This window comes from Photobacterium sp. Ph5, from assembly GCF_022129445.1.
Lineage (GTDB): Bacteria > Pseudomonadota > Gammaproteobacteria > Enterobacterales > Vibrionaceae > Photobacterium.
The window spans coordinates 28,225-48,948 of the sequence record NZ_JADQAQ010000035.1; the positions used below are offsets into that span (position 1 = coordinate 28,225).

The following is a 20,724-nucleotide window of genomic DNA, read 5'->3' on the forward strand; positions in this document are numbered from 1 at the left end:
TTTATATGGATATTGAACGCTTTGCTCCGAATAGCTATACCACCGTCCCTGGTGTAATAAATCCTCAGCCAACCACGATTGAAATGACAGGTTTTAGCGATCACCGTTGTTATCTTGAGCAACAAACAGGACTACGTCGTTGTCCTGTTGAAGATAGTGGTATTTGGGGATCGCCCCTCGATAATTAACAGATTCAAAAAAAGCAGCCAATTTGGCTGCTTTTTTATTGCATCGCTTACACCATTTAAGAGTTATAGGTACTCTCAAAGATCTTATCTGCCGAAGCTTCAACAAACCCAGTATAAATCTCACCATCAGGCTGTAAATAACGTTTAGCAAACTCATAAAATCCGCCAGAGACCAACATCTCACCATCAGAAAACGTGACCATGACTTTATCAGCCATCGTCGCTGATTGCTCTAGCATCACAATCGGATCGCCTTTTACTGCACCACCCGCCTGATTAATATCAAAACCACTCGATTCGAGAAAATGGTTCACTTCAGAAATTTCATTAAATTGCTCAAGCTGATTAATATCGACAGTAAAATGATTGGCACCAAAACCATGTGCAGCCACCCACCCAGCATATTCACTTTCTGCGCTTAAAAACTGGTAACTATCACTGCTTAATTGCCATGGTTTACCTTGAGAGAGAAAAGCAGGATCAGCAAAATAGGCATCATCAACTTGATCGACAAGTTGACGTACCTCTGTTTGTAATTCTGTTGAACATAACCCTAATTGCAGTTCACTAATAAAGACTTTAGGCGCAGCAGGATCGGGATGTTCAAAATGCTCTGCATATAACTTTTTCGCTTTGAAATGATATCGACCTTTGGGTTTATAACCTACCGCAATAAAAGGGGCTGCTAACCTTGCTAAACCACATTTTGGTAAAGCAAAGGTACGCAACGCAATATGATCATTCGTCAGTGGTGCGTCTTCGGTAAGTAATTGCCGAATATTCAGCGCTGAAGGGCATAATCGCTGGGTATAATCTTGCCATAACGCGGTAAATAATTGTTCCATGCTGCACAATCCTTACTGTAAATAATACAGTGAACTTATTAGTCTCAGAGTGAAATGCCCGGAGATAACTGCTCAGGTAAGCATGTCGCCTCACCTTCCATTGATGCCATTGGGTAAGCACAATAATCAGCTGCGTAGTAAGCACTTGGACGTAAGTTACCAGACGCTCCGGGGCCACCAAACGGCGCATCCCCACTAGCCCCCGTTAACTGGCGATTACGATTTACAATCCCCGCCCGAATATGATCGATAAAGTATTGCCATTCACTATCATCGGTTGATACAAGCCCTGCTGATAAGCCATAACGGGTGTTATTCGCCAATCGAACCGCTTGAGCGAGATCTTGATAACGCACTACCTGCAATAATGGGCCAAAGTATTCTTCATCGGGTAAATTTTCGATATTCGTAACATCAATGATCCCAGGTGTAACCACCGCACCTTGTCCGCGCTTTGCCTCTACCAATACTTTGCCACCAAGCGATACTAATTGTTGCTGGGTTTGCACAATATTGTCTGCGGCTTGGCGGGAGATTTGAGGCCCCATAAACGGCGCAGGCTCGGCAAATGGTCCATCGACCACAATCGCTTTGGTTGCTTCTACTAAAGCTGCTAACAACACATCCCCTTCGCTACCCAAGGGTAAGTATAGTCGGCGAGCACAAGTACAACGTTGTCCTGCACTGATAAAAGCAGATTGTAAAATGGTATAAACGGTAGCATTGAGATCGCCATAAGCATTGGAGATCACCATGGGGTTATTCCCCCCCATTTCTAATGCCAGCATCTTACCCGGTTGACCTGCAAATTGGCGATGCAGAATATGCCCAGTATTGGCACTGCCCGTAAATAATAAACCATCAATATCTTTTGAAGCAGCGAGTGCCTCTCCAGTAGAGCGAGCCCCCTGCACAAGATTAATAACTCCATCAGGTAATCCTGCTTGTTGCCAGAGTTTCATTACAATTTCAGCCGTTTTAGGCGTTAACTCAGAAGGTTTGAATACCACCGTATTACCCGCAAGCAGTGCAGGTACGATATGACCATTAGGTAAATGACCGGGGAAATTATAGGGCCCAAATACCGCCATCACTCCTAACGGTCTATGACGAACAACCGCTGTAGTACCTGCGATATCTTTCTCGCGTTGGCCTGTCCGTTCATGGTAAGCACGTAACGAAATCGCCACTTTCCCCACCATTGCTCCTGCTTCTGTTCGCGTTTCCCATAACGGTTTACCCGTTTCTTCAGCTATCGTAATGGCAATATTTTCACTATTGGTTTTCACCAACTCGGCAAATTGTTCCACGATGGTTTGGCGCTCAACAAGGGAAGTATGACGCCATTGAAGTAACGCTTTACGCGCAGCATTCACAGCTTGCGAGACTTGCTTATCTGTCGCGGCTCGGCCTTGCCAAATCACTTCATCAGTAAAGGGGTTGAGCGATGCCATCTCATCACCTAAACCATCGCCCCATTGACCCGCAATCCATTGACTCATACTTCTCTCCCCTCTTTGTATTCGTAGTTTACAGCTCAATAAAGCGCACAGGCTCACCGGTATTAACCATGAGAGTATCAGCGACCTCTTGCGTCATAACCACGGTTTGCGCTTTATCATTGACTTCCAGTGGGCTTGCAACAGCACGAAAGTCAGTAAATGATGTATTCGCCACTAAGCATTGCTGTTCACTGTGATGATCGTTAATTTCAACGGTATAACGCTTTGAATGACGGACAGTTTCCACATTACGTACATCACATTCAACCGTAGGACCTGCATCAAAAATATCGACATAGCCACGGCATGAAAAACCTTCATTTTCTAATAGACGTAATGCAGGACGCGTATTGTCATGAACTTGACCGATGACCGCTTGGGCTTCTTTGCTCAGTAAATTGACGTATATCGGAAGTTTAGGCATTAAGTCCGCAATAAAGCCTTTTGCTCCGATCCCTGTTAGATAGTCAGCATGAATAAAATCAATCGAGAAAAAGTTATCTTTTAACCATTGCCAAAAAGGTGAGTTCCCTTCTTCATCGGAAACACCGCGCATTTCGGCAAATACCACATCAGCGAAACGATGACGATGCTCTGCCATCATTAAAAAGCGCGCTTTAGACAATAGACGACCATTTAAACCTTCACGCCATGGTGTACGTAAAAATAACGTGCAAAGCTCGGTATCTCCGGTGTAGTGATTACCTAATGTCAGTAACTGTACGGTATTGTGTACCCCTAATCGACGCGAGGCATGAACCACAGTACTTAGATGATAGTTATAAAAAGGGGCTTCTAAGCCAATCGCCGCTTCAATGGCTGTGGTGCCTGCTATCTCGCCGGTATCTGTATCTTCAGCGACCATCAGGTAGCCTTCATCCTCTGGGCGAACGACATGTTTGGCAAAGCTGCGCTCTGAATGAGCAATGCGGTTACGAAGCATTTCTTCGTTAACAGGTAATGAAGTAAAACCATGACCTGATTCTTCAGCGCACTGCATGAGTGCAGAATAATCATCAGCGATGATAGGACGAATAACCAGCATCGACTTCCCTCCTGATGCAGGTAGTGACCATTGCCACTAACTAGATGGATAACAATAAGCTCTCATAAGATTACTGGCAGTCGTTCCTCAACTGCCAGCAGCAATACAAAGCAAAGTAGAATTACTCAGCGTTATAGAGTGTTGCGATAGCGCGTTCTAGACGAGCCATGCCCTCATCCACATCGGCTTTTTCAATCACTAGCGATGGCGTAAAGCGCACAACATTCGTACCTGCAACTAACATCATCAAGCCTTCTTTACCGGCTTGAACAAGAATGTCACGTGCCCGACCTTGCCACTCTTCTGTGAGAGACGCTCCCAACAGTAAACCTTTGCCGCGGATCTCAGCAAAAATTGGGTATTTAGCATTAATCACTGTAAGCCCTTCACGGAACCATTGTTCACGCTCTTTCACGCCAGCTAACACATCTGGTTTACTCACTTCATTAATTACCGCCTCTGCGACAGCGCACGCTAACGGATTACCACCATACGTTGAACCATGAGTCCCGACTTTTAAATGCTCTGCTAATGCTGTTGTGGTAAGCATTGCGCCAATAGGGAAACCACCACCCAGCGACTTAGCCGTGGTTAAAATATCAGGTGTGACACCTAAACCTTGATAAGCATAAAAATCGCCAGTACGACCATTACCGGTTTGGACTTCATCAAATATCAATAAGGCTTGGTGCTTATCACATAATTCACGCACGCCCTGAACAAACTCAACGCTCGGGCTAACCAAACCACCTTCACCTTGTAATGGCTCCATCATGACCGCACAAGTTCGCTCAGACATAATCTCAGCTAAAGCTGATAAGTCATTGTAAGGTATATGCGTTACGGCTTGAGGTTTAGGGCCAAAACCATCTGAGTAAGCTTCTTGCCCACCAACCGTAACGGTGAAAAAAGTACGACCGTGAAAACCTTGATGAAAGGCAATAATTTGATCTTTTTCAGCACTAAACTTATCGACCGCATAACGGCGAGCCAATTTCAGTGCCGCTTCGTTAGCTTCAGCACCAGAGTTAGCAAAAAAGACTTTGTCAGCAAAACATAACTCAGTGAGTTTTTTCGCTAAACGCAATGCAGGTTCATTAGTTAACACATTACTTAAATGCCATAATTTATCGGCTTGATCTTTTAATGCGTTAACCATAATTGGATGGCAATGACCCAGACAACTCACCGCAATTCCACCGGCAAAATCGACATATTCACGATCATGTTGATCCCATACTCGCGCACCATTGCCACGTACTGGGATCTCAGCCATAGGTGAATAACAAGGTACCATTACCTCATCAAATAAATTACGTTCTACTCTTTGCTCTGTAGTCATCACATTATCCTTCTGTGTATAACGCTATAATCATAGTATTTACATTTTATTAACCTTTGCCAATAGCAGAATATTTTTTTGCTCTTTGGCAACGATGCTGTTTTTAATAAAACTGACATAGTTATGCGTTATCTCGGCAAGTTTATTAACTAACAAAGACAAAAAGGTGTGTTTCCTATCAGGAAATTAATAGTACAGAGAAATATGCTAGTGAATAGCTTTGCAATTACAACAAATGAGAGTTGGAAATATAAAAATAGAAGAGATGTGGTTGATATCGCGATTTTAAGACAGGAAAATAATAAAAATCGCGATTTAATTCGAAATCTAGCGCTTAAGAAAGTTGGCTAATAAGGTGTGTCCTTGCTCCGTTAGGATACTCTCGGGATGAAATTGCACTCCCTCTAATGGCAACGTTTTATGAGCGATCCCCATAATTTCATCAAACTCCCCCTCACGCTCAGTCCATGCTGTAATGCTAAAGCAATCTGGCAGCGTATCTTGTTTAACGACTAAGGAATGATAACGGGTCACTGTTAATGGATTATTTAACCCTTCAAACACACTGGTATTATTGTGCTTGATCGGAGAGGTTTTACCATGCATCACTTGCCTTGCTCGTACCACATCCCCACCAAAAGCTTGTGCTAACGATTGATGGCCTAAGCACACGCCTAAAATAGGCAGTTTACCTGCAAAGTATTCAATAGCTTGTAGTGAGATACCCGCTTCATTTGGGGTACAAGGCCCAGGAGAGATGACTAAATGGGTGGGTGCTAGCGCCTCAATACCTGCGAGATCAATCTCATCATTACGGACAACCTTAACTTCAACACCTAACTCACAAAAGTATTGATACAGGTTATAAGTAAATGAATCATAGTTATCAATAATTAACAGCATATACCTACAGCGACCTTTTCTATTCTGCGCCCTATTGTGCAATACATCACTAGAAACGCAAACCATAAAAAAAGCAGAGCGAATGCCCTGCTTAATCTATTAACTCATTACTGATCAGTATGGACGCGCCACAAAACCTACCGCTTGGTATGCTTTTTTCAGTACTTCAGCCGCACGTGCAGAGGCTTTTTCAGCACCTTGCTTCATGACGCTGTCAAGGTAAGCACGATCAGCACGAATACGATGGTATTCAGCTTGTACAGGCTCAAGCATTGCAACTAATGCTTCACCCACATCTTTCTTAAATGGGCCATACATTTCAACGCCTGCATATTGTGCTTCAATTTCAGCATACGTCTTACCTGTTGCGCCTGAGTATAGACCCATTAGGTTTGAGATCCCTGCTTTGTTTTCGGTATCAAACGCAATGCGTGGCGGTGTTTCTGCATCAGTTTGTGCTTTGTTAACCTTCTTAAGAATCGATTTTGGATCTTCTAACAAGGTGATCACGTTCTTACGGTTATCATCAGACTTCGACATTTTCTTAGTCGCGTCTTGTAGGCTCATTACACGCGCACCAACCGATGGAATGTAAGGCTCAGGAATTTGGAAAATTGGACTTTCTTCTGTGCCATACAGATTATTAAAACGCGTAGCAATATCACGAGCTAACTCTAAGTGCTGCTTCTGATCGCTACCTACAGGTACTTGATGTGCGCCATATAATAAAATATCAGCCGCCATCAATACTGGGTAACCGAATAAGCCCACGTTTACATCATTCGCATGACGCGCTGATTTGTCTTTAAACTGAGTCATACGACTTAGCTCACCCATTTGGGTATAGCAGTTCAATAACCAGCCTAGTTGTGCATGCTCAGGTACATGTGACTGAACAAATAACGTGCTCTTTTGTGGATCAACACCGACCGCTAAACAAATCGCTAGTGCATCTAACGTTGCTTCATGCAGCGCTTTAGGATCTTGACGTACTGTAATGGCATGCAAATCAACCACACAGTATTGGCAATCGTAATCGTCTTGCATCTGTTCCCACTGACGCAGCGCACCTAGGTAGTTACCAATACTTAATTCACCAGAAGGCTGTACGCCACTTAATACAATGGGTTTACTCATGTTCAGACAATCCTGTTAATTTCTTATTCATAGAAAAGCGAGAGGCATACTCCCGCTTTTTACTTTGTTAGCCAGTGTACACTGGAATGTACTAGCCGCCTAGTTTAACCACATTTGCTAATTGCTTGAAGTGATCGCACACGACATCAGGCTCACTCTCTGCAATAGGCTGACCGTAGTTATAGCCATAGGTTAAACCCAACGAATGACATGTTGCAGCTTTGGCAGCCAAGATGTCATTGCGAGAATCCCCCACCATTAACATCTCAGATGCGGCAATATTGTGTTTTTCCATCAACCAATGCAGCGCATAAGGATCGGGTTTTTTCAGTGGGAAAGTATCACCACCAATCACATCAACAAAATACTCGCTGATGCCATGCTCTTCAAGTAAATGCGGGACAAATTGCGAGGGTTTATTAGTCACAATCGCCATTGACATACCCGCTTGATGAAACGCAGCGAGTGTTGCTTTTACATCGGCATACAATGCACTTTTTACATGACCGCCAAGCTCGTAATAGTGATCAAATAATTGGCGAGCTTCTTTTTGCAGCTCTGGATCAATCGTTGGATCGACATCAACACTTCGGCTTAATGCGCGACCAATTAAAATATCAGCACCATTACCGATCCAAGTGGTTACTTGCTCTACAGTTACGCCTTCTCGGCCGAGGTGACGCATAGTTTTATCAGCAGCATCGGCTAAATCTGGCACGCTATCTAGCAAGGTGCCGTCTAAATCAAATGCAATAAACTTGATGTTTTCAAATACCATTAGCATTTAGCCTCAGCCAGTTCTGCGCGCATTTTGTCTATCGCGACTTTATAATCAGGTTCATTGAAAATCGCAGAGCCTGCAACGAACATATCGGCACCCGCTGCTGCAATTTCTCGAATATTATCAACTTTCACACCACCATCAATTTCAAGACGAATATCACGGCCTGATGCATCAATACGGTTACGAACTTCACGTAGTTTATCAAGTGTTGATGGAATAAAAGATTGACCGCCAAAGCCTGGGTTCACTGACATCAATAAAATCATATCGACTTTATCCATAATGTAATCTAGGTGGTGGAGTGGTGTTGCCGGATTAAAAACCACACCCGCTTTACAACCATGCTCTTTGATCAGTTGTAAAGTACGGTCAACATGATCTGACGCTTCAACATGAAACGTGATCATCGTTGCGCCAGCTTTAGCAAAATCAGGAATAATGCGATCCACCGGTTTTACCATTAAATGCACATCAATCGGTGCGGTAATACCATAGTCACGAAGAGCCTTACAGATAGGCGCACCGAACGTTAAATTAGGCACGTAATGATTATCCATTACATCAAAGTGAATAACGTCTGCACCCGCTGCTAACACCTTGTCAACGTCTTCACCCAAACGTGCAAAATCAGCCGATAAGATAGATGGAGCAATCAAGAAGTCCTTCATGTACTTGCCTCTCTTCGATACACAAAACCTGATACTTGGAAAACCAAGCCCAATAAATTGCCATAATTCTACCCGAACCGCGAAATATTGTCCCAATGGATTTATTTATTACTTCAGTTGATCAAAATGATGAGACAACCCACTACACTCAGTAAAAAGGGGAATAAAAAGAGGCGAGGTAAACATAGCTAAGTCAAAGAAAAGCACACCACTACAAGTTATTGTGAGTGTGTTAGCGGCGTTATTTGGCGTTCAATCGGATAATAATCGGCATCATGATTTTAAGCAATCAAGCCCATGTCCATTTATTGTTGTGGGGATGGTGGTTATTGTCGCCATGATTATGGCAATTATTGCCGTTGCACAATGGGCAACGGCGATATAATTATTCTTCTTCAGAAGAAAACGCGGGAGCCTGCTCTGTGCTTGATACAGAGAATAAAGCTAAAAGCTCATCGACCTTATTGCGCCCACTGCCATTGCGGCTAATGGTACGTTTTACTTTAACCACAGAAAGATCTGCACCTGTGTATAAACGACGCGTTAGTGCAGTATCATGGTTAGAAATCAACACCGCAATATCTCTATCTGTTGCTGCTTTTTCTGCAACATCAGCAAGGGTGGCCTGATCATCTAAACTAAAACCATTACCTGAATAAGAAGTAAAATTAGCCGTGCTAGATAATGGCGCATAAGGCGGATCACAGTACACCACACACCCTTTTCTCGCGCGTGAAAATGTTTGGAGATAACCTTCACAGACAAACGTGGCTCGTTTTGCTTTCTCCGAGAAATAATACATTTCAGCTTCAGGGAAATAAGGTTTTTTATACGAGCCGAACGGCACATTGAAGCCACCTTTTTTGTTATAACGACATAAGCCGTTAAAACCATGGCGATTCATGTATAAGAAATACAATGAGCGTAAATACGGATCATCACTCGCATTAAATTCTTCACGAATTTTCAAATACGCTTCTTTATTATTGTATTCAGCCGTGAAAAGTTTACGTGCATCTTCAATATAGCGCTCAGGCTCATGCTTGAGGATGTTATAAAGATTGATCAGATCAGGATTGATATCGGCCAATAAGTAATGGTCGTAATCGGTATTAAGAAAAACCGACCCCGCCCCAACAAAAGGCTCAACCAATTTACGCGCAGGCGGTAGATGTCGTTTAATATCCTCAACGAGAGAGTATTTACCCCCAGCCCATTTTAGGAATGCACGATGCTTTTTCATTAAGCTAAACCCACCAACACTAGCAATATTGTCACGAAAGGTCGCGGATTGTACCTCATTTCTACCCTCTACCGATACCAATTCACGTAAATAACTACCCTCATGGCTTTATTTTCAACGTTCTATTTCTTGTTGAATTTTTCGATACGGTTTTGGCCATGGGGTTAGCACTTTTAATTGCTTCGGTAAGGCTTTTATTGCCGAGCGTGCCCGAGTGGCTGTTGAGTAATCGCCAGAAATGACAATAAACCATATTTTGCCGTCTCGACGTGTTTTATAGATACGAGCAGAAGACTGGATCTTATTCTTTTCAACAAAGGTTTTGGTTTCATTCCAACTCATTGAGGCTGACAATTGAATTGCATAGTGCCTTTTATTTATCGCGAGTATCGAGGCCGTATTGGCAAGCTTAATCGGCGTTAGAACAACCCCCTCTTTTTTCGGCAACAGTGGCTTACTATCCGGCTTAACAATCATTGCCGTTGCAGACGGCTTTACTTTGGGCTCTATCACCTTAACAGCAGGTAAAGCGCTTGAATCATGTGACGTAATATCAGTCGCTGACGCGGTTTGGGCTGTTAAGTTAGTCTCATCTTCTGGCGTTTCTGCATTATCTGTAGCTGCTTGCTGGCGAGTCTGTGTCGCTACAGCATCAGATATAACAGGTTCATTTTGACTAGGTACGTCTAGCACCTCTTTGGTAAATTCTTTGGCTGCACTTTCGCCAGTACCGCCAACACGTTGTTCATCAATCATCGCATCAATTAGTGGTGATGGTACCACTACCCGTTGCGCTTCATTTTCAGCACGCCCCACCGTCAACCCTTCACTATGGATCTCTGTTGGTAATGGCGTTTCATCAATAACGATATCTGTACTCTCGATGGGATCGGCCGCAATAGATCCAGCCTTAGATGCAAGAGAGGTATCACCAAACGTAACTTCAGTTGTCTTTGTATCTTGTAATGCCTTAAATCCAAACCATCCCGCAATGATGATGCACACTATAACAATCAACCCTATTAACAGTTGCGTCGGGGGTAAACGTCGTGATCCTTTACTCATAGCAGTAACGTCCTGTTGTGGTAATTGTTGTAATGCACCAGGGCGAGGTTCAACTCTCGCTAATCGTGACTTAATGTCTCGTCGATGCTGACTACCGAGTTGCTCATCATTGAGTAACATCTCGCTAAACTGGCTAATTTCATTCGGGCTTAATTCACTAATTTCTAACTCAAGTAAAGCCGGTCCTATCGTACGAACAATATCACCGAATGGCTGAGTGATGGCATCAGGTTCAGCAAAGAGCAATACATTAATTTGCCAGCCAGAATGCATTTCTGTTTGACGAACCAGCGCCCATAATTCAGCAAGTAATTCAGGCGCTAAAAAGTGTGCATTATCAATAATAATAACGAAGTTGATCTTTTCAGGCAGTAAATGCTCAGCACTTTGGCTTAACGAATCTTGCTCGTTAAACATCGGCGTGGAATGAAATTGTTGCAGTAGAAGTGTTCGTTGTTGCAGTAGTGTTTGATCATCTGTGCACGTCAGCAATGCTTGTTCAGCATGTTGTGCATAGTTTTCGAGATATTGATGCGCGAGCCACGTTTTTCCTGAGCCTTGCGTACCGTTCAATAAAATAAGGTGAGAGCTAAATCGAGTAATAAATTGTACTCGAGAGAGCAACTGGATCTGGCTATCCAGATCCAAGTTTTTTGCCTCTAGTGTGCTACGCATGATTAACCACTACTTAGTGATTAATCACATCCCGCAATACTTCATGTGTCACGTTAGACACGACTTCAGCACTGCCAATGGATGTCGGTAGAACCAATCGTAGCTGGCCTGATAATACTTTTTTATCTCGCATCATGTGCTTAATAAAATCATCAAAGCCCATTGTTTCAGGTGCGATCACCGGTAGCTTTGCTCGCTCATGCAGTCGAATAATTCGCGCTACATCGTCATCACTAATAAGGCCTTGTATTGCTGCAGTTTTAGCCGCTAGTACTGTACCTGCCGACACCGCTTCGCCGTGCAGCCAATTACCATAGCCCATCTCTGCTTCAATCGCATGACCAAATGTATGACCGAGATTAAGTAAAGCTCGTACACCTGATTCTTTTTCATCAGCCGCAACAACATCCGCCTTAATTTGACAACAACGCGCAATGGCATAACACAATGCATCGTTATCTAGTGCTTGTAAGCGTTCAATGTTGTCTTCTAGCCAGACAAAAAAGTCGTGATCAGCAATAATGCCATATTTGATCACTTCAGCCATTCCCGCTGCAAACTCACGTTCAGGTAAGGTTTGTAAGCAGTGATTATCAATCACTACCGCTTTGGGCTGATAAAAAGCGCCTATCATATTCTTACCCAACGGGTGATTCACTGCGGTTTTTCCACCAACAGATGAGTCCACTTGAGAAAGTAATGTGGTAGGTACTTGAATAAAATCTACGCCACGCTGATAACTTGCAGCAGCAAAGCCCACGACATCACCAATGACGCCGCCACCAAGCGCTACAATCACAACATCACGACCATAATTACCATCGAGTAAGAAAGTCATGATTTGATTAAAAGTTTCTAACGTTTTGTATTGTTCACCATCAGGGAGAGAAAGTAATGCCACTTGGCACTCTAATGAACTGATGGTTTCCATTACCTGCTGTGCATACAGCGGGGCAACAGTTTCGTTACTGACCACTACCACCCGCTTTCCAGTAGGAATTGCAGATGCAAACAACGCCGAGTTGCAAAACAACTCGGCGCCAATTGAAATAGGGTAGCTTCTGTCATCTAAATTGACATTGATCCGTTCCATGGTCAGCTTCTCTCTTTTGTTAATTAACGCTCTTCTAGCATCTTGATGATTTGGTTAGCGACTACCTTCGCACTTTGATCATCAGTACGAACAACGTAGTCAGCTACTTCTTCATATAATGGATTGCGCTCTTCTGCAAGTGCTTCCAGCACTTCACGAGGCGTATCAGTTTGAAGTAGAGGACGCTTTTTATCGCGTTGAGTTCGAGCAAGTTGCTTCTCGATAGTCGTCTCTAGATAAACTACGATACCACGTGCAGAAAGGCGATTACGGTTCTCTTTAGTTTTAACAGAACCACCACCTGTTGCCAGAACAATGCCTTGCTCTTGTGTTAGATCGTCAATAACTGCTTCTTCGCGAACACGGAAACCGTCTTCACCTTCCACATCAAAGACCCAACTAATATCAGCACCTGTACGTTCTTCAATAACTGTATCTGAGTCAAAGAATTCCATATGCAGCTGCTGTGCAAGGTGTCTACCAATAGTGCTTTTGCCGGCACCCATTGGGCCGACCAAGAAAATATTTCGTTTTTCAGCCATTTTTAGCAATTTTACGCGCGGTTAATAAAACGACACCACCCGCAGGCTCTATTAATTAATAAGCCCGAGGCGCCAAGTTCCTCACATATAATTCGTGATAAGACAGAAAATTATCTCAGGACTGATGGCTATATTGCAAGCGCTAGTCACTCCTAATCCGTATTTTATTATGCCTGTCCTACCCAAAGAGGTCGCCATAATGGCTCAGCAACGGTCTAAGGTCAATCGTAATAACCTTGTAAATGCGCTATCGCTGAGCATGAATACGGCAAAATAATAATTATATAGCCCAATAAAAACAACGGATGGAACTATTTTAATAAGGATCCATCCGTTGCTATAACAGTGTAGCTAAATTTTTATGGTTTGTTGATTAGCAGTAAAGACTACTGAATAACAATTTTAGGCGTCACAAAGATAAGTAATTCACGCTTACCCATTTGTTCCATTTTATGACGGAATAATGCTCCTAATACTGGAATATCACCTAATAATGGTACTTTACGCGTCACGTTAGTCATACTGTGTTGGTAAATGCCACCTAAAACCACTGTTTCACCGTTATTTACCAGAACTTGAGTACCAATACGTTGAGTGTCAATAGAAATCGCAGTACCCGTACCTGTAGGGACATCTTCACCTTTGTTATCTTGAGTCACTTCTAGATCTAACACAAGTTTATCATCCGGTGTGATTTGTGGTGTAACCATTAAACTTAGAACCGCTTTTTTAAACGATACCGACGTTGCACCACTCGATGACGCTTCTAAATAAGGAATTTCGGTACCTTGCTCAATGTATGCTGTTTTCTTGTTGGTCGTCATCAATCGAGGGCTAGAGATGATCTCGGCCTTATTTTCAGTTTGCAATGCCGACAACTCTAAATCGAGTAAAATATTACCCAACTTTGCCACTTGGAACGCTATTGAAGCCGCCCCTGCACCCGCGCCTAAATTAACATTAAGAAAGTCATCAACAGTTGCATCTTCACCTAATAAGCCTGAGCTTGCTAAATTACCTTCAATTGAACCGCCAACAGTGGTATCGCCATTCACTTTTGATACCCCCCAACGCACACCTAACTCATCAATATCGCCTTCATTAATGGTAACGATACGCGCTTCGATTTGTACCTGTTTAACCGGAATATCAAGAGATGACACAATATCTTTGATACTACGAATGTTATCAGGGGTATCTTTAATGATCAGCGCATTAGTACGTTCATCAACATGTAATGAACCACGCTCAGAGAGCATCCCTACACCATCGGTACTGCCACTTAAAAGTTCAGCAATGTCCGTTGCTTTCGCATAATTTACTTGAATCAGATCAGAACGCAGACTCAACAACTCTTGTTGCTTACGCTTAGCTTCCATTACCTGATGTTCGCTTGCGGTGAGTTCCGCTTTAGGGGCAACCAATAACACAGAACCACGCACACGCTTATCTAAGTCTTTTGATTGCAGAATAATATCTAGCACTTGAGGCCATGGCACATCATCTAAACGCAACGTGACATTGCCGCTAACAGAATCAGAGACAACCAAGTTAAAATCGTTGTAGTCAGCAATTAACTGCAGAACGTTACGCACAGGGATATCTTGGAAGTTAATTGAAATCGGCTTGCCTTTATAATTAATTTTGGCATTTGATTTGCTGCCTGATGCGGCCTTCTTCACTGCACGCTTTTCAATGATCACTTCTAGACGCTTACCACGTAGGTTGTAATCATAATCATAGCTGCCTTTCATATTGAACATTAGGCGTGCACCTTTTGACACACGCATGGTTTCAACGCTATTAACAACCGTTGCAAAATCAACAACATCAAGCGTATAAATCATGTCATCTTTGAGTACGGTATCAAAAATATCTAACTGTAGCTTGTTACCATTACGACGTAAATCGACTAACGACTGCGGCTTATCTAAACGAACGGTCAATACCCCTCGTCCTTTTCCGTCGCGACGAAAATCAATCGCTTGAATCTGATTATCAATCATTCCAGCTGCAGGTACAGCAGCAACACTCGGAAAAGCTAATACTCCACAGCATAACAGCCAAAGTGTTGCTAGATACTGGCGGCTTAACATCCACACATTCCCTTTCATAACTTATCCTTGATTACTGCTGAACTAGCGCCAGTTTAGTCGGTCGTTTAAGCCAACATCCTTTGCCATCTGGTAATGTTTCTTCGATTTCAATTAGTTTGTCGCTAACCGTAAGTACCTTGCCGCGATTAAGGCCAATATATTGTCCTGGCTTAATTTTCATTAAGTCGCCTTCAGGCGTAAAAACTAATCCCCAAAGCTGCTTATTGTTTCCAATCGCCCCTTTCATTGAGAGTTTTTCTAACGCAAAGTTTTCAAGCTTACTTAATTGGCGGTCAAGTTGTGGTTGCCAACACTCGCCCGTCTCTTTCTTGGCCAGTAACTGCTCTGGAATTGGCTTTACAAACGGTACTCGTTTGCTCGTCATTACAAACCTTTCAGCTTCAAAGACAAAAGACTCAGGTAAAGGCTTAACTCGTGCTTTGGCTTCGCTATGGGTCGTTGCGATAAACTCTGCAACAGAATCATCATTGGCCTGGCACCCAACTAACCCAATAACAATAGGTAATAACCACACTACATTTTTCATAGCTTAGCCCTCATCACTATTGATATTTTCTTGGCTTGGCGTTTTAAAACGATAGGTCGTTGCAGAAACCTTCAAAGACAAAGTTTCATCAGGCTCACCTAACGGCTTAACGCGACTTAATTCCGCATTATTTAAGTTAACAATACGAGGCAGGCTCGCTACCGCTTCTGCAAATTTACCAATTTGTTCGTAATTCCCCGTTAACTGCATATTGATCGGAAGCTCGTAATACAGCTCATGCTCAACCCGTGGAGCCCATTTAATCGACTGGAACACCAATCCATTATTGACACCAATATCATTAATCCCCGCTAACAAACTCGCCAGCTCTTGTTCTTCTGGTAACTGTTCAATCATTTCATTGTAACGACGGTTTAATTCTGCAACTTGCTCCTTAACCCGCGGCAATGCCGCTACTTGCGAAGCTCGACTCACCAGTTGTGATTTGAGTGCCTGCTCTTTTTGTTTCATTTGCTCAAGTTGATCATTCTTTGGGCTAACCCAATACCAATAACCAAACGCGCTTAATGCCACAGCCAAAACAGTCGCGACAATACATTGAGGCAGTAGAGGCCATTCTGTGATTTCATCTAATTCAAGTTCTTGCCAATCAGCCATGTCACTTCCCCTTATTAATGTCTTTTTTTGCGACTTTATTTACTTTTGGTTGCGCAAAAGAAGGCACGGTTAAATCAAAAGAAGCATTGAACTGAGACAGTTGCTCAGACTGACTACCTTTAGTGGTAACCAAGGAATGCATATCAACATTAATGAACCATTTAGATTGCTCTGCACCGCCCAATAATGCGGCTAAGTGACCGTTAGAATCACCCACCCCTTTTATCCCTACTCGTTGTGAGTTCAAATTTAATGATTCGAGGTATACACCGCCTGGTACAACATTCGGCAATTGATTGAGTAACTGCGTTGCGCGATTTCGCGACTGTTGAATATCAGCAATCACGTTTAGTCTCAGCTGAATCGCTTTACGCTGCTCTTCTAGCTTAGGTAGAAAGGCCAATCGTTTTTCGAGTAAATCAATTTCTTGTTGAAATTGATCATTACGGGCTTGTTGTTGCTGCTGCTGCAAATCTAAATATTTAACTACCCCGTAATTACCTAAAAAAGCGATGAATACCGCAGATGCCATTAACCCCATAAAACGTTGTTTATGTTGCTTACGACGTTCTTCACGCCACGGCAGAAGGTTTAATTTATCTATCATGCCATCCCCCGTAACGCTAATCCGGTAGCGACAGCATATTGACTCGACATATCACTCGGTAATGTTACTTTCTTCGGCTGGCTGAAATGTTCAAACGGTTTGATCCAAACAACCTCTAATCCCACTAACTGCTTTAATAGCGCATCAGAAATCAAGGACTGACAACCACCAGCAAGCCATAACCCTTTAATGCTACAGCGAGGATGTGTTGAGTTATAAAGTTGAATTTGTCGCTTTAATTGCTCAGCAAATTGCTCGGTAAAACGCTCAACAGTATTCTCTTCATCAGTTTCTTGTTGAAATGGTGATGCTTCAAATTGACTAGTACCAAAGCGAATTTCACGATGATAAGCATTACTGCCTTCCGGCTTCATACAAAATTCAGTGTGGCATTTACCAACATCAACCAATCCCCACTGGGTATACTGGCTGCCAATCTCGGCTAAATATTCGGTTAGCCATAACAATGCATTAGTCTGTAATTCAACGACTGTTGGTTTAAAACCAACTTTCTTTAATACAGTAACGCGGCTATCTATAGTTTCTTTACGAGAGGCAAAGACTTGATATGGCGCAGTAGTGGCTGCTTCTGAGAAACGTTCACTCACCATTGGGTAATAATCAAACCATAACTCTTCAACGGGAAACGGTGACGCAGCTCCTAATGCTTGGACGATCGCAAACTCAGCCTCATCTTCATTGAGGCTGGTATCGAGTTGAACAACTTTGCTGATAACAGCACTATCTGGTAAGGCTAAAGTAACGTTCTTGGCTTGCCACGGCAGTTGTTTCTTTAATTGACGTATTGCTGACAACAACGCTGTCGCATTTACACTATGCTGATCATTGATTACCGATTTGGTTAATTCAACCTCAGCGTATGCAGCCAATTCAAACTGGTCTTTTTTCTGCTGTAGCGCCACAGCTTTTATGCTATGGCTGCCAATATCTACCCCAACACTTAATGGGTTCCGAAACATCCGTGTTATGCTCCCATGTGGCGAAAAAACAAACTATTTCGAATAAACACCATCAACGGCATTAATTTTCTTTTTGTTATCTTTATACTAGTAATTGAAAGATAATGGATAATGACAATTAGCACGATGGCGTAACGGGAAATCTCAAGTGAAGTTCATAAAGCGATTACTAATACTTGCATTAATTTGCATAATTCTTGGAGTTGGTACTATTTTTGGCTTTTATCTGTATGTAAAGCCTGACCTTCCAGATGTAGCAAAATTAAAAAATGTCGAGCTGCAAACACCGATGCAGGTGTATAGCGCTGATGGCAAACTGATCTCACAGTTTGGTGAAAAACGACGCATACCTCTTACATTGGATGAAATTCCTCTCCTTATGCGAGAAGCTTTTATTGCGACGGAAGATAGTCGTTTTTATGAGCACCCAGGGGTTGATCCAATCGGTATTGCCCGTGCAGCTTTTGTCGTATTGACATCAGGCTCCGCTCGTCAAGGAGCGAGTACGATTACCCAACAGCTCGCACGAAACTTCTTCTTATCCAATGAGAAGAAAATCATGCGAAAAATTAAAGAAGCTTTCATTGCCATCCATATTGAAAAGCTACTGACTAAAGATCAAATTCTTGACCTGTATTTAAACAAAATTTACCTCGGCTATCGTGCCTATGGTGTAGGTGCTGCGGCACAAGTATATTTTGGTAAAAGCGTTGATCAACTGACCTTATCAGAAATAGCCGTCATCGCAGGTTTACCCAAAGCGCCATCAACGATGAACCCTATCTATTCCATTGACCGCGCGACAACACGTCGTAATGTTGTGTTAGGTCGTATGCTTGAAGAAGGTTACATCACTAAAGCACAAATGGATGCTGCACGGGCAGAACCAATTGTTTCTCACTACCATGGAGCTGAAATTCAACTCTATGCACCTTACGTTGCCGAACGCGCACGCGCATGGATGGTAAACCGCTACGGTGAAGCCGCTTACGAAAAAGGGATGAAGGTCTACACCACCGTCAACAGCCAGCTTCAATTAGATGCACAACAAGCGGCAGTGAACAACCTATTAAGCTACGACCGACGCCATGGCTACCGTGGTCCAGTCGCAGTTATTTGGAAGCCAGGACAAACCCCATTAAATGCGAATCAAATTGTTAACAAGCTAAAAAATCAGCCAATTTACGGTCAATTAATCCCAGCAGTAGTTACAAAAGTAGCTGAAAAATCAGCCAATATCGTAACTAAAAATGGTGATATTGCAGTAATTAACTGGAATGGTATGAGCTGGGCACGTAAGTTCATCTCAGACTCTCGTCAAGGCGCAGCACCACGTAAAGCAAGTGATATTCTCACTGCAGGTCAACAAATTTGGGTTCAACACAAACAAGACGTTGTTAGTGATAAAGTTGATAATGCAGCAGTATCAACCAATGAATGGGTACTAAGCCAAACACCGGCTGTAAATACTGCATTTGTTGCCATGTCACCGAGTAATGGTGCCGTGTTAGCGATGGTGGGTGGCTTCAACTACACCCAAAGTAAGTTTAACCGTGCAACCCAATCTATTCGTCAGGTAGGCTCTGGCATTAAGCCATTCATCTATTCTGCGGCAATAGAAAAAGGCTTAACCCTTGCCACTCTCATTAATGATGCACCCATTACTAAATGGGATAAATGGCAAGGTACAGCATGGCGTCCTAAAAACTCTGATGGTAAATATGGCGGTCCTACCCGTGCTCGTATCGGTCTAGCTCGCTCTATTAACGTAATGGCTATTCGTGCACTACGTATTGCTGGATTAGATTTCACCATTGATTACCTTACTCGTTTTGGTTTTAAACGTGCAGATTTACCTCGTGCAGAGCCTATTGCGCTTGGTGCTGGTAGCTTAACACCACTAGAGCTTGTACAAGGTTATTCGGTGTTTGCTAATGGTGGTTATGCGGTTGAACCGTTCTTAATTAACAAGGTTGATAACAATGATAACCAGTTAATTTACTACGCCGATCCTGCCATTGTTTGTAACGATGCTTGCCAAGCAAAAAATCCACAAGCGAAAATGCAAGTGGCAATGGCAACCGCTGTTGAAAATCATAAATTAGATCAACCTTCAGATAACACAGCGCCGATAGAAACAGAAAAAACAACGCCAGAAGATCTTGAAAAAGTGATTTCAATGCCGCCAGTTCGCTACGCTCCTGAAGTAATTAGCGAGCAGAACGCATTCCTCGTACGTGAAATGCTCAACAGTAATATCTGGGGAGAGCCAGGTAAGAGCTACGGTACAGGTTGGCGAGCAAAAGTACTGAAACGCCACGACATTGGCGGTAAAACAGGTACAACCAACAATGCGAAAGATGCTTGGTATACCGGTTTTGGTCCAAACATTGTTGCGACAACGTGGGTTGGTTTTGATGATCATCGCCGTGAATTAGGTCGTACAAGTTGGAACAACAATCTTGGTAAGAACCAAACAATCGGTGGTGAATTCGGTGGTAATGCAGCGCAACCGGCATGGATTAACTTTATGCGTCAGGCGCTAAAAAACACCCCTGAACAAGAAAAGCAAATTCCAAGCGATATTGTCAAAGTGCGTATAGACCGAGCAACTGGTCAGTTGTCCAACCGCAATGATTCAAGCTCAATGTATGAGTATTTTATCAAAGGTACCGAGCCAACACGTTCTGTACAGCAAGCGGTATCAGAGCAAAAATTTGATACAGAAACAGCTGAAGAGTTGTTCTAATCACTTTTCATGTCTTGTACATAAAAAGAGCGCTCATTGAGTAATGCATGTGAATTAAGATAATTCACGTTTTCTTGAAGGCCTAGTCGCATAGC

20 protein-coding genes are annotated in these 20,724 nt (G+C 42.9%); 3 read left to right on the top strand and 17 right to left on the bottom strand.

What is annotated here, in order from left to right:
• The first annotated feature begins 5 nt into the window (after nucleotides 1-5).
• On the top strand, nucleotides 6-188 hold the full coding sequence (locus I3259_RS13850) for a hypothetical protein (RefSeq protein WP_238030148.1): 183 nt from the start codon (nucleotides 6-8) through the stop codon (nucleotides 186-188).
• Between the two features lie 56 nt (nucleotides 189-244).
• On the opposite strand, the gene I3259_RS13855 is transcribed toward I3259_RS13850, so the two are convergent.
• From I3259_RS13855 to rpe, 8 genes are all read right to left on the bottom strand, one after another.
• Nucleotides 245-1,033: a DUF1338 domain-containing protein gene (locus I3259_RS13855; protein WP_238030149.1), complete on the bottom strand. Its 789-nt coding sequence runs from the start codon at nucleotides 1,031-1,033 to the stop codon at nucleotides 245-247.
• A gap of 44 nt (nucleotides 1,034-1,077) precedes the next feature.
• The gene (gene astD, locus I3259_RS13860) at nucleotides 1,078-2,535 is read right to left on the bottom strand and encodes a succinylglutamate-semialdehyde dehydrogenase (protein ID WP_238030150.1); all 1,458 of its coding nucleotides are present in this window, start codon (nucleotides 2,533-2,535) and stop codon (nucleotides 1,078-1,080) included.
• 28 nt (nucleotides 2,536-2,563) lie between these two features.
• Nucleotides 2,564-3,580: an arginine N-succinyltransferase gene (gene astA / locus I3259_RS13865; protein ID WP_005371808.1), complete on the bottom strand. Its 1,017-nt coding sequence runs from the start codon at nucleotides 3,578-3,580 to the stop codon at nucleotides 2,564-2,566.
• Between the two features lie 121 nt (nucleotides 3,581-3,701).
• Complete coding sequence (locus I3259_RS13870; RefSeq protein WP_238030151.1) at nucleotides 3,702-4,922, bottom strand: aspartate aminotransferase family protein; 1,221 nt, start codon at nucleotides 4,920-4,922, stop codon at nucleotides 3,702-3,704.
• A 327-nt stretch (nucleotides 4,923-5,249) separates the two neighbouring features.
• Nucleotides 5,250-5,825: an aminodeoxychorismate/anthranilate synthase component II gene (locus I3259_RS13875; protein WP_238030152.1), complete on the bottom strand. Its 576-nt coding sequence runs from the start codon at nucleotides 5,823-5,825 to the stop codon at nucleotides 5,250-5,252.
• Nucleotides 5,826-5,939: 114 nt separating this feature from the next.
• Complete coding sequence (gene trpS, locus I3259_RS13880) at nucleotides 5,940-6,962, bottom strand: tryptophan--tRNA ligase (protein ID WP_107247110.1); 1,023 nt, start codon at nucleotides 6,960-6,962, stop codon at nucleotides 5,940-5,942.
• 91 nt (nucleotides 6,963-7,053) lie between these two features.
• Entirely contained in the window at nucleotides 7,054-7,746 is a 693-nt protein-coding gene (locus I3259_RS13885) for a phosphoglycolate phosphatase (RefSeq protein ID WP_238030153.1), read from the bottom strand.
• Nucleotides 7,740-8,414, bottom strand: coding sequence for a ribulose-phosphate 3-epimerase (gene rpe, locus I3259_RS13890; RefSeq protein ID WP_238030154.1), 675 nt, complete (start codon nucleotides 8,412-8,414; stop codon nucleotides 7,740-7,742). Before rpe ends, I3259_RS13885 begins: the two co-directional genes overlap by 7 nt.
• A gap of 223 nt (nucleotides 8,415-8,637) precedes the next feature.
• On the opposite strand from rpe, the gene I3259_RS13895 reads away from it, so the two are divergent.
• Nucleotides 8,638-8,799: a DUF2970 domain-containing protein gene (locus tag I3259_RS13895; protein ID WP_238030155.1), complete on the top strand. Its 162-nt coding sequence runs from the start codon at nucleotides 8,638-8,640 to the stop codon at nucleotides 8,797-8,799.
• On the opposite strand, the gene dam is transcribed toward I3259_RS13895, so the two are convergent.
• From dam to pilM, 9 genes are all read right to left on the bottom strand, one after another.
• Nucleotides 8,800-9,657, bottom strand: a complete 858-nt coding sequence (gene dam / locus I3259_RS13900) for an adenine-specific DNA-methyltransferase (protein WP_238030156.1) — start codon at nucleotides 9,655-9,657, stop codon at nucleotides 8,800-8,802.
• Between the two features lie 114 nt (nucleotides 9,658-9,771).
• Nucleotides 9,772-11,397 carry an AAA family ATPase gene (locus tag I3259_RS13905; protein WP_238030157.1) on the bottom strand — a complete coding sequence of 542 codons (1,626 nt, stop codon included), beginning with the start codon at nucleotides 11,395-11,397 and terminating at the stop codon, nucleotides 9,772-9,774.
• Between the two features lie 13 nt (nucleotides 11,398-11,410).
• Nucleotides 11,411-12,490 carry a 3-dehydroquinate synthase gene (gene aroB, locus I3259_RS13910; RefSeq protein WP_238030158.1) on the bottom strand — a complete coding sequence of 360 codons (1,080 nt, stop codon included), beginning with the start codon at nucleotides 12,488-12,490 and terminating at the stop codon, nucleotides 11,411-11,413.
• A 23-nt stretch (nucleotides 12,491-12,513) separates the two neighbouring features.
• Nucleotides 12,514-13,032, bottom strand: a complete 519-nt coding sequence (gene aroK / locus I3259_RS13915; protein WP_105061105.1) for a shikimate kinase AroK — start codon at nucleotides 13,030-13,032, stop codon at nucleotides 12,514-12,516.
• 386 nt (nucleotides 13,033-13,418) lie between these two features.
• Nucleotides 13,419-15,146 carry a type IV pilus secretin PilQ family protein gene (locus tag I3259_RS13920; protein WP_238030159.1) on the bottom strand — a complete coding sequence of 576 codons (1,728 nt, stop codon included), beginning with the start codon at nucleotides 15,144-15,146 and terminating at the stop codon, nucleotides 13,419-13,421.
• A gap of 13 nt (nucleotides 15,147-15,159) precedes the next feature.
• Nucleotides 15,160-15,675, bottom strand: coding sequence for a pilus assembly protein PilP (locus I3259_RS13925; protein WP_238030160.1), 516 nt, complete (start codon nucleotides 15,673-15,675; stop codon nucleotides 15,160-15,162).
• 3 nt (nucleotides 15,676-15,678) lie between these two features.
• Nucleotides 15,679-16,293 (bottom strand): type 4a pilus biogenesis protein PilO, encoded by a 615-nt coding sequence (gene pilO, locus I3259_RS13930; RefSeq protein ID WP_238030161.1) that lies wholly within the window; start codon nucleotides 16,291-16,293, stop codon nucleotides 15,679-15,681.
• Nucleotide 16,294: 1 nt separating this feature from the next.
• Nucleotides 16,295-16,900 carry a PilN domain-containing protein gene (locus I3259_RS13935; protein WP_238030162.1) on the bottom strand — a complete coding sequence of 202 codons (606 nt, stop codon included), beginning with the start codon at nucleotides 16,898-16,900 and terminating at the stop codon, nucleotides 16,295-16,297.
• The gene (gene pilM / locus I3259_RS13940) at nucleotides 16,897-17,880 is read right to left on the bottom strand and encodes a type IV pilus assembly protein PilM (protein ID WP_238030163.1); all 984 of its coding nucleotides are present in this window, start codon (nucleotides 17,878-17,880) and stop codon (nucleotides 16,897-16,899) included. Before pilM ends, I3259_RS13935 begins: the two co-directional genes overlap by 4 nt.
• Nucleotides 17,881-18,028: 148 nt before the next feature.
• Here pilM and I3259_RS13945 point away from each other — a divergent pair, with 148 nt between their 5' ends.
• Complete coding sequence (locus I3259_RS13945; RefSeq protein WP_238030164.1) at nucleotides 18,029-20,629, top strand: PBP1A family penicillin-binding protein; 2,601 nt, start codon at nucleotides 18,029-18,031, stop codon at nucleotides 20,627-20,629.
• Nucleotides 20,630-20,724 lie beyond the last annotated feature (95 nt).

Excerpts from the sequence above, each read along its gene's own strand:
- trpS (WP_107247110.1), bottom strand. The coding sequence starts at position 6,962 with ATGAGTAAACCCATTGTATTAAGTGGCGTACAGCCTTCTGGTGAATTA.
- I3259_RS13850 (WP_238030148.1), top strand. The coding sequence starts at position 6 with ATGGATATTGAACGCTTTGCTCCGAATAGCTATACCACCGTCCCTGGT.
- pilM (WP_238030163.1), bottom strand. The coding sequence starts at position 17,880 with ATGTTTCGGAACCCATTAAGTGTTGGGGTAGATATTGGCAGCCATAGC.
- I3259_RS13935 (WP_238030162.1), bottom strand. The coding sequence starts at position 16,900 with ATGATAGATAAATTAAACCTTCTGCCGTGGCGTGAAGAACGTCGTAAG.
- I3259_RS13920 (WP_238030159.1), bottom strand. The coding sequence starts at position 15,146 with ATGAAAGGGAATGTGTGGATGTTAAGCCGCCAGTATCTAGCAACACTT.
- I3259_RS13875 (WP_238030152.1), bottom strand. The coding sequence starts at position 5,825 with ATGCTGTTAATTATTGATAACTATGATTCATTTACTTATAACCTGTAT.
- I3259_RS13870 (WP_238030151.1), bottom strand. The coding sequence starts at position 4,922 with ATGACTACAGAGCAAAGAGTAGAACGTAATTTATTTGATGAGGTAATG.
- astA (WP_005371808.1), bottom strand. The coding sequence starts at position 3,580 with ATGCTGGTTATTCGTCCTATCATCGCTGATGATTATTCTGCACTCATG.
- rpe (WP_238030154.1), bottom strand. The coding sequence starts at position 8,414 with ATGAAGGACTTCTTGATTGCTCCATCTATCTTATCGGCTGATTTTGCA.
- I3259_RS13905 (WP_238030157.1), bottom strand. The coding sequence starts at position 11,397 with ATGCGTAGCACACTAGAGGCAAAAAACTTGGATCTGGATAGCCAGATC.
- aroK (WP_105061105.1), bottom strand. The coding sequence starts at position 13,032 with ATGGCTGAAAAACGAAATATTTTCTTGGTCGGCCCAATGGGTGCCGGC.
- I3259_RS13855 (WP_238030149.1), bottom strand. The coding sequence starts at position 1,033 with ATGGAACAATTATTTACCGCGTTATGGCAAGATTATACCCAGCGATTA.
- I3259_RS13925 (WP_238030160.1), bottom strand. The coding sequence starts at position 15,675 with ATGAAAAATGTAGTGTGGTTATTACCTATTGTTATTGGGTTAGTTGGG.
- dam (WP_238030156.1), bottom strand. The coding sequence starts at position 9,657 with ATGAAAAAGCATCGTGCATTCCTAAAATGGGCTGGGGGTAAATACTCT.
- I3259_RS13885 (WP_238030153.1), bottom strand. The coding sequence starts at position 7,746 with ATGCTAATGGTATTTGAAAACATCAAGTTTATTGCATTTGATTTAGAC.
- aroB (WP_238030158.1), bottom strand. The coding sequence starts at position 12,490 with ATGGAACGGATCAATGTCAATTTAGATGACAGAAGCTACCCTATTTCA.
- astD (WP_238030150.1), bottom strand. The coding sequence starts at position 2,535 with ATGAGTCAATGGATTGCGGGTCAATGGGGCGATGGTTTAGGTGATGAG.
- pilO (WP_238030161.1), bottom strand. The coding sequence starts at position 16,293 with ATGGCTGATTGGCAAGAACTTGAATTAGATGAAATCACAGAATGGCCT.